Origin of the sequence: Akkermansia muciniphila (assembly GCF_002884975.1) — a bacterium.
GTDB classification, from domain to species: domain Bacteria; phylum Verrucomicrobiota; class Verrucomicrobiia; order Verrucomicrobiales; family Akkermansiaceae; genus Akkermansia; species Akkermansia muciniphila_C.
On the sequence record NZ_PJKB01000001.1, the window covers coordinates 977613 to 989854 of the forward strand.

11 protein-coding genes are annotated in these 12242 nt (G+C 59.0%); 9 read left to right on the forward strand and 2 right to left on the reverse strand.

Going from position 1 to position 12242, the window contains the following annotated elements:
• Positions 1-97: 97 nt before the first annotated feature.
• The 3 genes from CXU21_RS03965 (at position 98) to rsgA (ending at position 3636) form a co-directional block, all read left to right on the forward strand.
• Positions 98-1456: an MFS transporter gene (locus tag CXU21_RS03965; RefSeq protein WP_102714232.1), complete on the forward strand. Its 1359-nt coding sequence runs from the start codon at positions 98-100 to the stop codon at positions 1454-1456.
• 348 nt (positions 1457-1804) lie between these two features.
• A complete protein-coding gene (locus tag CXU21_RS03970) occupies positions 1805-2584 on the forward strand; it encodes a class I SAM-dependent methyltransferase (protein ID WP_102725130.1) in 780 nt (259 codons plus the stop codon).
• A complete protein-coding gene (gene rsgA / locus CXU21_RS03975; RefSeq protein ID WP_102725131.1) occupies positions 2581-3636 on the forward strand; it encodes a ribosome small subunit-dependent GTPase A in 1056 nt (351 codons plus the stop codon). The genes CXU21_RS03970 and rsgA overlap by 4 nt, the downstream gene beginning before the upstream one ends.
• Positions 3637-3742: 106 nt before the next feature.
• Here rsgA and CXU21_RS03980 read toward each other — a convergent pair whose 3' ends face one another.
• Positions 3743-4300 (reverse strand): pentapeptide repeat-containing protein, encoded by a 558-nt coding sequence (locus tag CXU21_RS03980; RefSeq protein ID WP_102725132.1) that lies wholly within the window; start codon positions 4298-4300, stop codon positions 3743-3745.
• Positions 4301-4822: 522 nt separating this feature from the next.
• On the opposite strand from CXU21_RS03980, the gene CXU21_RS03985 reads away from it, so the two are divergent.
• Positions 4823-5479, forward strand: a complete 657-nt coding sequence (locus CXU21_RS03985; RefSeq protein ID WP_146016943.1) for a hypothetical protein — start codon at positions 4823-4825, stop codon at positions 5477-5479.
• A 258-nt stretch (positions 5480-5737) separates the two neighbouring features.
• Here the strand turns inward: CXU21_RS03985 and CXU21_RS03990 are convergent, their stop codons facing one another.
• Positions 5738-6748, reverse strand: coding sequence for a polyprenyl synthetase family protein (locus CXU21_RS03990; protein WP_180972419.1), 1011 nt, complete (start codon positions 6746-6748; stop codon positions 5738-5740).
• Positions 6749-6951: 203 nt separating this feature from the next.
• On the opposite strand from CXU21_RS03990, the gene larC reads away from it, so the two are divergent.
• From larC to CXU21_RS04015, 5 genes are all read left to right on the forward strand, one after another.
• Positions 6952-8172 carry a nickel pincer cofactor biosynthesis protein LarC gene (gene larC / locus CXU21_RS03995; RefSeq protein WP_102714244.1) on the forward strand — a complete coding sequence of 407 codons (1221 nt, stop codon included), beginning with the start codon at positions 6952-6954 and terminating at the stop codon, positions 8170-8172.
• Positions 8144-8959, forward strand: coding sequence for an ATP-dependent sacrificial sulfur transferase LarE (gene larE / locus CXU21_RS04000; protein WP_102725134.1), 816 nt, complete (start codon positions 8144-8146; stop codon positions 8957-8959). Before larC ends, larE begins: the two co-directional genes overlap by 29 nt.
• Complete coding sequence (gene larB / locus CXU21_RS04005) at positions 8956-9711, forward strand: nickel pincer cofactor biosynthesis protein LarB (protein ID WP_102725135.1); 756 nt, start codon at positions 8956-8958, stop codon at positions 9709-9711. The genes larE and larB overlap by 4 nt, the downstream gene beginning before the upstream one ends.
• A 106-nt stretch (positions 9712-9817) precedes the next feature.
• On the forward strand, positions 9818-11278 hold the full coding sequence (locus CXU21_RS04010; RefSeq protein WP_102725433.1) for a glycoside hydrolase family 10 protein: 1461 nt from the start codon (positions 9818-9820) through the stop codon (positions 11276-11278).
• Between the two features lie 219 nt (positions 11279-11497).
• Positions 11498-12142 carry a superoxide dismutase gene (locus CXU21_RS04015; RefSeq protein ID WP_102714250.1) on the forward strand — a complete coding sequence of 215 codons (645 nt, stop codon included), beginning with the start codon at positions 11498-11500 and terminating at the stop codon, positions 12140-12142.
• Positions 12143-12242: the final 100 nt, after the last annotated feature.

Consider the following 12242-nt stretch of genomic DNA (forward strand, 5'->3'; position numbering starts at 1 on the left):
TGCCTCCAAAATGCCTTCCTATGATGGCCTCTCCCCGGGGCCATCATTTTTATTGCCCTTGTTCCGCCATCCCTGACCACCTCCATTTTCATCATCCATGAGCGCCCTCCCCTCCCAGTCCAGGTACATCATCGGAACGGAAGCCTGCGAACGCTTCAGCTTCTACGGCATGAAGTCCATCCTCATGCTGTACATGACGGGCCACCTGCTGATGAGTGAAAACTGGGCTACCGCCACCCTCCACGTCTTCGCGGGAATGGTCTACCTGCTTCCCCTGGCGGGCGCATGGCTGGCGGACAAGGTATGGGGCCGGTACAAGACCATTCTTTACATTTCCCTCCTTTACTGCGTAGGGCACGGAGTCCTGGCCACGGCGGACCTCTTCCATACCATTGAAGCGCGCCGCTACATCCTGATGACGGGCCTGTTCATCATCGCGCTGGGCGCGGGAGGCATCAAGCCCTGCGTCTCCGCCTTCATGGGGGACCAGATTCCGAACAAATCCCCGCAGTTGATGACCAAGGCCTTTAATGCCTTTTACTGGGCCATCAACCTGGGCTCCTTCTTCTCCTTCCTGGTCATTCCGGCCATGGAACAGCATTACGGGTACAGCTGGGCGTTTGCCGTTCCGGGCATTTTCATGGGCATCGCCACCTTCGTCTTCTGGCTGGGCCGCAAGAAGTACCACAGAACGCCGCCTGAACGCAACAACGGCCGCGCCGGCTTCTGGAAAGTGCTCTTCATCGTCCTGTTCCACGGAGGCTGGAAGAATGCGGAACAACGCTGCGGAGCTTCCGCCGTGGAGGACGCGCGGCACATCCTGAAAATCCTCTCCATCTTTGTCTTCATCATCCCCTTCTGGTCCATCTTTGAGCAGACGGCCTCCTCCTGGGTGGCCCAGGGCAGCAGGATGATCCCCCTTTCCATCCCGCTCCCAGGCGGCGGCGCCTGGACTATCGGACCGGCGCAAATCCAGGCGGCCAATCCCATTTTCGTGATGGTGTTCATCCCCCTCATCACCGTATTCGTCTATCCGAAGGTGGTGACGCTGGCGCGGCCCCTGGTGCGTCTCGGAACAGGGCTGGCCCTGAGCTCCGTGACATTTCTGATTGTCGCTTTCCTGCAATACAGGCTGGAGGGAGGCGCCTCCATGTCCATCGCGTGGCAATTGATTCCCTACTGCGTGCTCACCATTTCCGAGATACTGCTCAGCACCACCGGCCTTGAATTCGCCTACACGCAGGCCCCGCTGCATTTGAAAAGCGTCATCACCAGCTTCTGGAACCTCACCATCTTTGCAGGCAACATGCTGGTGGCCGCCATCACCTTTTTCCTGTCCAACGGAGAATCCGCCAACGCCATCTCCACGGACCGCTTCATCCTGTACGCCATACTCGCCGCCGTGGTGGCGGTGGCTTACTCCTTCCGGGCGCGCAGGTACGGGAAAACGGAATAGGGGGAAGCATCCCGCCACGCGGGAAATGACGGAGCTTTTCCAGCTCCGGGGGACAGCGGACGCAATAATGTCTTGAAAAAGACAGCCGGACCGTGCGAAATCTGGACACGGCCCGCACATTCTGTCCGGCACAAGATGAAATATCTTTGCTTCATGTTTAATCCTTCATTTAAATCGGCCTCGGTTTTGTAAACAACCGGTACTTTCCGTACTGGTTGTCCCCTTTTGTTTGCTCCCGGATGATCCCTTCCGGGAGGAAGTTCCGTATTATAGGAATTTCAACGTTAATCTACCTGCCACGATGACGGCGCCCCTGTGCCCATGTGGCATACAACATTTACTAAATTAATGAGCAACAAAAATAAAACAATTCACGAATTCGATTTCAACTTCATCTGCGATTATTTTTCCCGCCTGGAACGGCAGGGCCCCGGCAACCCGGAGGCCACCCTCAAGGCCCTCGGCTTCATTGACAATCTGACCGGACAATCCCGCATCGCCGACCTCGGCTGCGGCACGGGCGGACAGACCATGACGCTGGCCGCACATGTCCAGGGAAGCGTTACGGGGCTTGACCTGTTCCCGGATTTCATTCGCATCTTCAACCGCCAGGCAATGCAGTCAAGCTTGCAGGACAGGGTAAAAGGCATCGTCGGGTCCATGGACAACCTGCCCTTTGCAGAAGAAGAACTGGACCTGGTCTGGTCGGAAGGGGCCATTTACAACATCGGCTTTGAACGGGGGCTGAACGAATGGCGCAAGTTCCTGAAACCGGGAGGCTACCTGGCCGTTTCCGAAAGCTCGTGGTTTACCGCGGAACGTCCGGAAGAGATTCACCGCTTCTGGATGGACATGTATCCGGAGATAGACACCATACCCAACAAGATGGCCCAGATACAGGGGGCCGGGTACGTACCTGTCGCTTCCTTCATTCTGCCGGAAAGCTGCTGGACGGAGCATTATTACGCCCCGCAGCTTCCCGTTCAGGAGGCCTTCCTCCATCAATATCCGGGAAATGAAGCCGCCGCGGAATTAGTCGCATCCCTGCGCCATGAAGCGGAATTATACCGCAGGTACAAGGAATTCTACGGCTACGTGTTTTACATCGCAAAAAAGACGGAACAATGATTCATTTAAATGCTTACGGCTGGAATGACAAGTTAGGCCGGCTCAAACGGGAATCAGCATACAGCGCCCTGCCTCATGGCCGCATCGCCATCGTGCACAGGACGTGTTATGAGGTCATTTCCGAGAACGGAGTGTTCCAGTGCGAATTAAGGGGAAACATGATGTATGAACAATCAGCCTTTGAACTGCCCTGCACGGGCGACTGGGTGATTTTCCAGCCCTTTGATGAAACGAAAGGAATTATCGTCGATGTGCTGCCCCATGAACGGACCCTGTACCGCAAGAAAAGCGGAACGGTTTCCGACAGGCAGGCGATCGCCTCTTACGTGGACAAGGCATTCATTGTGCAAAGCCTGGATGATAATTTCAATATCCGCAGGGCCGAGCGTTTCATGGTCCAGATATTGGAAGAAGGGATCAAACCCGTACTGGTGCTGAACAAGGCCGATCTAGGGTTTGACAGGCAGGGCATTGAAGAACAGGTCAAACACCTGGAGCGCCGGATGCCTGTATTTTTTACAAGCATTCATGACCCCCGGACGATTCTCCGGCTCCGGGAATCCATCCCGGAAGGGGAAACAGTGGTGTTTGTCGGTTCTTCAGGCGTCGGGAAAAGTTCCCTGGTGAATGCGCTGTGCGGAAAACCGCTCCTGTCTACCTCCCATATAAGCTCCTCCACGGGTAAAGGACGGCACACGTCCACCCGCCGGGAAATGGTATTGATGGAAGGTTCAGGCGTTTTAATAGACACTCCGGGCGTCCGGGAATTCGGCCTGGCGATCGGCCAGCCCGGTTCCCTTGCAGAAGCGCTGGATATTTCCGACTTCGCGGCCGCGTGCCGTTTCAAGGATTGCGGGCATATCCATGAACCGGGCTGCGCCGTTTTGGAAGCGGTGAACACCGGCCTGCTGGACCGTGAAGTTTATGAAAGCTACCTGAAGCTCCGGCGGGAAGCGGAATACTTTTCCGCTTCGGAACATGAAAAGCGCAACAAGAGGAAATCCCTTTCCAAGCTTGTAGAGGAAGTGAAGAAGCGGAATTCCAAATTCTAACTTGCGTTGAAACGGTGCGGGCATTCCTGAAACGGGAATGCCCGCACTCTTGTTTTACCCGCTATAACGGCCTATTCCGTATTCCAGTTAAACCGCGGCCGCGGGCCTATCCCCTGACGTCAATGTCCAGATGGGCCAGCAGCCCCTCCAGCCCGTGCCGGGAAAAGACCGCCTTTTTCAGTTTGCACATGGCAGGATTGATCGAAAAGTTGAAGGAGGTTGAAAAATCGGCCTTTTCCAAATTGGTTCCGACGAAAGAAACCCGTTCCAGGTCACAGCGGTCAAAAACGGATTCCGCCATGTCCGCGTCATTAAAGTACCCCTCATACATCTTGCAGCCGCGGAAAACGGTTTTCCGCAACCTGGCTTCTACAAAGCTGGCATAATCAAGACGCGAGTTTTCAAAGACCAGGCCGTCCGAAAACCTGTCTATGTCCGTAAAGTCTGCGCCAGTCATCTTGCAGTCGGCAAAGGCAACATCCCGGAGGGCTCCCTTGAAGCTGGCCAGCGTGAAATTGCACGCCCTGAACTCGCACTTCTCAAAATCGGTATTCCGGATGACCAGCTTTGAAAAATCACACGCGACGAATACGCAATCATAGTATTCATCATCCAGCTCCATTTCATGGAAATCCACTTTTTCAAAGGTCTCGTTTTCAGTCATATCATGTTGATGGAAGTTGCCGTGCCGTGCTTGTTTCAATGGTCTGGAATCACCGTTTTCCGGGAAGTAAAAGGCAGAAAAAATTCCCTTCCATGACCGCCGCATCATTTCACCTCCCTTTCCCGCTTTTTAGCATGAAAGCCGACTGCCTGCAAGCCGTCCCGCCTCCACGCATGCTCGCAGGCCCGGCTAACGCCTGCGGAAAAACGTAAAACCATTCCGGATGCTCCCTGCCGCCGCCAAAACACGCGCTGCCCCTCTCCATTTGCTATCTACCTGTTCCCATCCGTATAGTTCCAAACGAGCCACTGCTACACCCCGAATCCTGAATACGGCGGCCCTTTTCCAACATGGTTTAGGCGCCTTTTAAAAACCGGACGCCTCCTCCCGCCAAGCCAGCCTTTCCGGCATTTTCCTCCAGCCGTATATCTTCATTCACCGGCTCCATGAACCCCGGTAATCAAGATGACACGGGACCAAAATATACTCGCCTTCTCCTCAGCCCATTACGCAGGCTACGTCATGTGTACCGTTCCCAATACCTATCGGGAGGAGATGGACCGGCAAACGTCCCCCCCCTCCTGCGGCTTTTACGCAGCCTCCTATGTCCTCAATTGCTTCAATCCTGATGCCGCATGGAGGAATACGGAACTTTTAAAATTGGCCGTTCAATATCCCCTCACCAATCGTGCAGAGGGCTGTTTAAGCGAGGTGGGGGAAGTTTTCCATCCCCACGATTTTGCCCGTTTCATCCATGCGAGAGCCAACGGAAGCTGCTCCGCCGCCTGCCAGTTATTTCATGAACAAACCATCCGGGACACCATTGATCAGGGAGGGTATGCCCTCGTTCCTTTTCAAGTTATCAATGATAAGCAAAACGAAAAACACGGTTTCCCCCGGACTGGCATCCAGTGGACGGACCTTCCGCATGCACATTGGTGCGTTATTGCCGGATATGCAACAACGGATAACTCCAAACTGCTCGCCAAGCACTGGGGAGAAAACCGGTTATTTGATATAGATGAACTCGGTAACAGCAATCAAGGGTGTTATCCCCTCCAGCAAACCAATAACATCACAGCACAGCGCGCCTCCAAAGTGCAGTTGCTGCAGAACCAAATCATCGCCATCCTGCCCGCACAAGCTTCGCCAGGCCGCCGGAGAGGCTGCGCCTGCTGACCTGCAAGGCATCTTCATCGGTCTCCCGCTCTAAAAAGCCAGCCCATGGAAACGGATTTTCCGTCCAGTGAAGCAGGGGGCATGCAGGCCCGGATAGAGGGACCGCTTCATAAGGAAGGAGCCTTGGGAAACGGTCCCGGTTTTAAAATCCCGCGGGGCTTGCCCTCATGAACAGCGTTCTGGCTTCCAGACAGGTTGCCGAAGTTCATTTCCGGACACTGCCCCCCCTTCCATGGAAGGAAAGGATATGGACGAAGGTCAGGAGATACGGCAGTCGTTGAGCAGTTCGTCCATGTAGAAGGTCATTTCCGCCAGGGCCTCACGGTATTCCGTCTGGGGAAGGAGCCACAGGATTTCACGGGCAGCCTCGTTTTTCTCCAGAGCCACCTGGATCGACTTGTCCAGAGCCTCCGCAAAAACGGGGTTGTCCTGAAAGGCGGAGTAATCCACCACTTCACGGTTTTCAATGGCGTCCCTGAGCGTGGCTTCCACGTTCCTGTCCCCGCATTCCAGCAGGTTGAAGATGGGGAGGGTCAGCTTGCCCTTGGTGGCGTCCGTGTGGAGCGTCTTGCCGGCATCGTCTTCATCGCCCACCATGTCCAGGCAGTCGTCGTAAATCTGGTAGGCCACCCCCAGCAGGTCTCCCAGCTGGTACAGGGATTTTTCCACTTCCGGGGCCACTCCGGAGATCCACGCCGCGCCGCCCGTAGCGGCGGAGAACAGGGAGGCGGTTTTTTTCCGGATGATTTCAAAGTATTCCTCGCGGGTCATGCTCAGGTCATACAGGCGGCTGGACTGGGCCACTTCCCCCTGGCATACGTCCCTGACGGTGTTCGCCAGCCTGCGGCAGAATTCCGTGCTACCGAATTCCGTGCCCAGCACCATGGCATGGGAAAAGAGAACATCTCCCAGCAGTACGGCCAGGCTGTTGCCCCACAGGGCATTGGCGGTGGCCTCGTCACGGCGCTTGTCAGCCTCGTCAATCACGTCATCGTGCACGAGTGAGGCCAGATGCACCATTTCCAGCAGGGCTCCCAGCCGGATGTGGGCTTCCTTGATGCCGCCCGTGGCGCCGGCTACCAGCAGAACCAGGGCCGGACGGAGCATTTTCCCCTTGGACTGGCATACTGTTTCCATGTAGTCGGTGACTTCCGGGTCAAAACAGGATGCCTGGGCTTCCACAAACTCAGAAACCTGCTTCAATTCCGGTTTGACCAGTTGAAGATAGTGCTTCTGGGATCGTAATTTGGAAAAAAACGGGATGGACATGATATGGAACGAGGGCCGGCGCTGGTCAGCGCCGCAGGGAGTGTGGCATATTTGGAGTTCTCTAGCAATGTATTTCACAGGCCATCTCTGCATGGCTGCGCGCCAGGCCATTAAAGCAGTGCCGCCGGATGCCGGGAACTCTCCGGCGATAAGGCTCACTTTGACCTTGAGCCGGGAGGTTTTCCCCCTACACTGGCCCAATCATGAAAGCCTTGGTCTATGATTGCAGCGCAGGCATCAGCGGAGACATGAACCTGGCCGCCCTGATTGATCTGGGCGTGGACCGGGAAAGCCTGGAACGGGAGCTGTCCAAACTGCACGTGCACGGCGAATGGAAACTGGAGTGCCGCCGGGCCGCACAGTCCGGCATCCAGGGAACGCGGGTTGACGTGGTGACGGAGGAGGAAGGCCATTCCGGCCACGGGCACGCACACCATCACCGGACCATGGCGGATATCCGCAAACTTATTGAGGCAAGCGGCCTTTCAGACGCCGTGAAGCGGACGGCCCTTTCCATTTTCACCCTGCTGGCAGAGGCGGAAGCGCAGGTGCACGGCACCACGCCGGAGGAAGTCCATTTTCATGAAGTGGGTGCGGTGGATTCCATCATTGACATCACGGGCGCCGCCATCTGCCTGGAGCTGCTCCGGGTGGACTCCATTTTCACAGGCCCGGTGGAGCTGGGTTCCGGCACCGTGAGGTGCCAGCACGGGATGATGCCCGTTCCGGCCCCCGCCACGGCCCTGCTGGCACGTCATTTCCAGGCCACCCTGAACGGGACCGCCCATGAGGCCACCACCCCCACCGGAGCCGCTTTCATTGCCGCCATGGCACAGCCCGTCCCTGCCCCGCTGGCGGGCCGCATCACCGGAACTGGTTACGGCATAGGCCACCGCCAGGGGCTCCCCCTGCCTAATATCCTCCGGGTGATGCTGGTGGAAACGGAGGAACAGGAGAGTTCCCCGGAATTGCTGACGGAGCTGTGCGCCAATATAGACGACATGACGCCGGAACAGACCGCCTACCTGGCGGAAAAGCTGATGGAAGCCGGTGCGCTGGACGCCTGGCAGGAGTCCATCTGCATGAAGAAGGGGCGCCTGGCGGTGAAGGTCTGCGCCCTGTGCCTGCCGGAACAGGCGGACCGCGTGCGGGAGGCATTCTTCCTGCACAGCAGCACGCCGGGGATACGCCAGCACGCGGCAAGCCGCCACATTCTGCGGAGGGAGAGCGCCCCCGTGGGCACGCCGCACGGCACGGTCCACGTAAAGACCTCGTTCATGAACGGACGCCCCCATCACAGGAAGGCGGAATTTGAAGATTGCAGAACCCTGGCGGAAAACACCGGACTGCCGCTGGAACAGTGCCAGTTAATGGGGCTCTTTCCCCCTTCCTCCCATGACTCCTCCTCCACAGACTCCGTTTGAACAGCTGCGCTCCGTCCTGCTTCCCAGGAAGCGCATCGCCGTCGCCCTGTCCGGCGGACTGGACAGCAGCGTACTGCTGGCCGCCGCCGCAAAGGTGCTGGGTCCGGACCGCTGCCTGGCCCTGACCGCACAAACGCCTTACGTGATGGAGGAAGAAATGCGGGACAGTACGGAGCTGTGCCTCAGCCTGAAGGTCAGGCAGGAAAAACTCCCCCTTCCCATCCCCGCCTCCATCACGGACAACCCGCCCCTGCGCTGCTACCTGTGCAAGCACGCCCTGTTTTCCGCCCTGAAAGCCAGAGCCGGGGAAACGGGTTTCCCCCTTCTGGCGGACGGCTCCAACACGGATGACCTGGGCGATTACCGCCCCGGACGCAAGGCCCTGCAGGAGCTGGGCATCCTGACCCCCTTTCTGGAAGCCGCCATGGGCAAGGCGGACATCCGCCAACTGGCACGGGAGCTGGGCCTGCCGGAGTCCGTCAGCGGAAAACCGGCCTATGCCTGCCTGCTGACCCGCCTGGAGCACAACCGCCACGTGACTGAAGCCATGCTGAGACGCGTGGACATGGCGGAAACGTTCCTCCGCTCCCTGGGGCTGAAAGGCTGCCGCGTCCGTGTCCACGGGGATGACCTGGCGCGCATTGAACTTCCGGAGACGGAACGCCGCCTGTTCCGGGACGCGGAGCTTGCCGGGCCCGTAGCGCACCGCCTGCGTGAACTGGGCTTCCGCCACATTACCCTGGATCTGGAAGGGTATTCCAGAGGCAGCATGAATGAACCGTCATGAATGAGATTACCTACATCCTGCATCAGCTTAAGGAAGGGCGGCTTTCCCTGGAGGAAGCGGCGGAAAGAATCCGTACCGCCACAGCCCCCGCCGCCGCCCATACGGATATTGATTACGACCGGCTGGCGCGCACCGGATGCCCGGAAGTGATTTACGGCGCCGGAAAGACTCCGGGCCAGATTGAGGAGATAGCCCGCGGCCTGCTTGCCGCCGGGCAGAACGTGCTGGCCACGCGCCTGAGCGGAGAAGCCCAGGACCACCTGCGCCGCGCCTTTCCGGAGGCGGACATGCGCCCGGAAGCGCGCCTCATGCGTATCATCCTGCGGCCCGCACCGCAGACGGAAGGCTTCATCGGCATCGTCAGCGCGGGCACCTCGGACCAGTCCGTGGCGGAGGAAGCCGCGCTGACGGCGGAGTTCCTGGGCAGCCGCGTGCTCCGGTACCGGGATTGCGGCGTGGCGGGGCTGCACCGCCTGGTCTCCCACCTGGATTCCATCCGCCGGGCCACCGTTCTGGTGGCCGTGGCGGGCATGGAGGGGGCGCTGCCCAGTGTGCTGGCGGGCCTGGTGAAGTCCCCCGTGATCGCCGTGCCCACCAGCGTGGGGTATGGTGCCAATTTCCGCGGAGTCACCACCCTGCTCGCCATGATGAATTCCTGCGCCAACGGCGTGTCCGTGGTCAACATAGATAACGGCTTCGGCGCCGGGTTCAACGCCCACCTGGTGAACAGCCTCGCTTCCTCCTCCCATTGAATGCCGCACATAGCCGCCTCTCCATGACGGAACCTCCGGCATCCGCCATGGACAGAATCCCCCAATGGGGGTTAAATGGCTCGGAAGCATCCCTCACCATCCCATCATGACCAGATTTCCCCTTTTCCACGCCCTTTCCTGCTCCCTGCTGGCCCTGGCCTCCCAGGCGCTGGGGTGGCAGCCCTCCGGAGAGGCCGTTCCCGCCGCTCCCCAGGAATTCCGCGCCGCGTGGATTTCCACCGTCCACAATATTGACTGGCCCTCCCGTTCCGGACTTTCCGGCGCGGCCCAGCGTACGGAACTGCTGACCATCCTGAACACCTGCGCTCAATTGAAACTGAATGCCGTGCTCCTCCAGGTGCGACCGAACGCGGACGCCCTGTACCAATCCTCCCTGGAACCGTGGAGCCAGTGGCTCTCCGGTCCCGGCGTCAATCCGGGATATGACCCGCTGGCTTTCGCCATCCAGGAGGCCCACCGCCGCGGCATTGAACTGCACGCCTGGTTCAACCCCTTCCGGGCAAAGGCGAATGTAAAGCACGCCGTGGGGCGCAACCACATTTCCCTCACGCGCCCGGACCTGATGAAGCGCAACGGCTCCGTGCTGCTGATGAACCCCAGCGCCTCCGCCTCACGGGACCATGCGTTGAAGGTCATTCTGGACGTCGTGCGCCGCTACGATATTGACGGCGTGCACCTGGACGACTATTTCTACCCCTACCCCTCCCCCGGCCATCCCTGGTCCCCCCGCAGTTTCAGCGACGGGAAGACGCCCTCCCAGCGGCGGGCCTATATTGATGACTTCGTGGAGGACATGTACAAGTCCGTCAAGTCCTCCAAGCCCTGGGTGCGCGTGGGCATCAGCCCGTTCGGCATCTGGCGCCCCGGCGTTCCCGGCGGCATTGAGGCCGGGGTGGACGCCTACGAACACCTTGCCTGCGATGCCCGCAAGTGGCTTTCCAAAGGCTGGGTGGATTATCTTGCCCCGCAGCTTTACTGGCGGTGCAGCCCGCCCAAGCAGAGTTTTCCGGCCCTGATGCAGTGGTGGGCCGCCCAGAACACGAGCCGCCCGGTGTGGCCCGGAATCGCCACCGCGCGCATCATGAGCAGCGAGGACCCGGGGCGCCCCGCCTCTGAAATAGCCGCGCAAGTCAACTATTCCCGCTCCCTGGCCAGAAGCGCCCCCGGGCAGTGCTTCTGGAGCGTCAAATCCATCATGCGGAATGCCGGAGGCATCCAGAAATACCTGAACAGGCTGTATCCCTCCATGGCCGTTCCCCCGGCCATGCCCTGGTGCGGGACCGGCGCCCCGGGACAGCCGCGGAACTTTTACGTGGCGGACAACGGCTCCACGGTTACCCTTTCCTGGCAGCCGTCCGGCAGTCCTTCCCGGAAATGGGCCGTCCAGGCGCGCTACGGCAGCCAGTGGGCCACGCGCATCCTGCTGCCGGGCAGCCAGACCCGCGTGACGCTGCCCAAATCCTTCCTGGGGGATGCGGAGTCCGTCGCCGTCAGGGGCATCAGCGCCTACGGAGCCCAGGGCCCCGCAGCGGCCGCGAGGAGATAAAAAACTTCCTTTTCCGGCCCTTCCGGTGAAAAAGAGTAAAAAATGCCCGATGCTCTAAGTTTTTTGAACAATACAAAATCCATCCATGTCCAAACTTCCATGAATTCCCATGGTGCGGACATGAGCAGAAGGCGTTTTATTGCACTTTCTTCACTGGCGGCCATGGGAACAATCAGCCAGGCCCGGGCAACAGGGCCGTCTATACAACCACAGCACAAGATGACTAAAAAGCAAGATCCCTCCACGGTCGGCTATGCCGACGGCAAGTACGTGTTACCGCCCCTTCCGTACGCCTACGACGCGCTTGAACCCATGCTGGATGAAAAAACCGTGCGCATCCACCACGACAAGCACCATGCCGCCTATGTAGCCGGCGCCAACGCCGCGGCTGAAAAACTCCGTGAAATCGCGGACGGCAAGCTGGACGCCTCCGCCACCACCAACTGGGTGCGCAACCTGTCCTTCAATGTTTCCGGCCACGTCCTCCACACCATTTACTGGACCAACATGACGCCCGATCCCAAGAAGGAACCGCAGGGCCCCCTGGTGGACGCCATCAAGGCCAAATTCGGTTCACTGGAAGCCATGATGAAGGAATTCAAGGCCGCCTCCCAGGGCGTGGAAGGTTCCGGCTGGGGCATTCTGGGAGTGGACCCCATGAGCAAGACGCTGGTAATCTGCGGCGCGGAAAAGCACCAGAACCTGGAAATCCCCGGTCTCGTCCCCATCCTCGTCTGCGACGTATGGGAACACGCCTATTACCTGAAGCACCAGAACCTCAGGGCGGATTACATTGAAGACTTCTGCCGCCTCATCAACTGGGACGACGTGGAACAGCGCTATCAGGACGCTATGGCTTCCTGACCGGTTCCGGAAGGATTGATTTTCCTACAAACGGCGCGGACTTTTCACGGTCCGCGCCGTTTCCATTTCTTGATGCCGGAGCCTGTCATTTGACAGCTCC

What these genes read in the sequence shown, in the direction of transcription:
- CXU21_RS03965 (WP_102714232.1), top strand. Translation starts at nt 98, where the DNA reads ATGAGCGCCCTCCCCTCCCAGTCCAGGTACATCATCGGAACGGAAGCC.
- CXU21_RS03970 (WP_102725130.1), top strand. Translation starts at nt 1,805, where the DNA reads ATGAGCAACAAAAATAAAACAATTCACGAATTCGATTTCAACTTCATC.
- rsgA (WP_102725131.1), top strand. Translation starts at nt 2,581, where the DNA reads ATGATTCATTTAAATGCTTACGGCTGGAATGACAAGTTAGGCCGGCTC.
- CXU21_RS03980 (WP_102725132.1), bottom strand. Translation starts at nt 4,300, where the DNA reads ATGACTGAAAACGAGACCTTTGAAAAAGTGGATTTCCATGAAATGGAG.
- CXU21_RS03985 (WP_146016943.1), top strand. Translation starts at nt 4,823, where the DNA reads ATGTGTACCGTTCCCAATACCTATCGGGAGGAGATGGACCGGCAAACG.
- CXU21_RS03990 (WP_180972419.1), bottom strand. Translation starts at nt 6,748, where the DNA reads ATGTCCATCCCGTTTTTTTCCAAATTACGATCCCAGAAGCACTATCTT.
- larC (WP_102714244.1), top strand. Translation starts at nt 6,952, where the DNA reads ATGAAAGCCTTGGTCTATGATTGCAGCGCAGGCATCAGCGGAGACATG.
- larE (WP_102725134.1), top strand. Translation starts at nt 8,144, where the DNA reads ATGACTCCTCCTCCACAGACTCCGTTTGAACAGCTGCGCTCCGTCCTG.
- larB (WP_102725135.1), top strand. Translation starts at nt 8,956, where the DNA reads ATGAATGAGATTACCTACATCCTGCATCAGCTTAAGGAAGGGCGGCTT.
- CXU21_RS04010 (WP_102725433.1), top strand. Translation starts at nt 9,818, where the DNA reads ATGACCAGATTTCCCCTTTTCCACGCCCTTTCCTGCTCCCTGCTGGCC.
- CXU21_RS04015 (WP_102714250.1), top strand. Translation starts at nt 11,498, where the DNA reads ATGACTAAAAAGCAAGATCCCTCCACGGTCGGCTATGCCGACGGCAAG.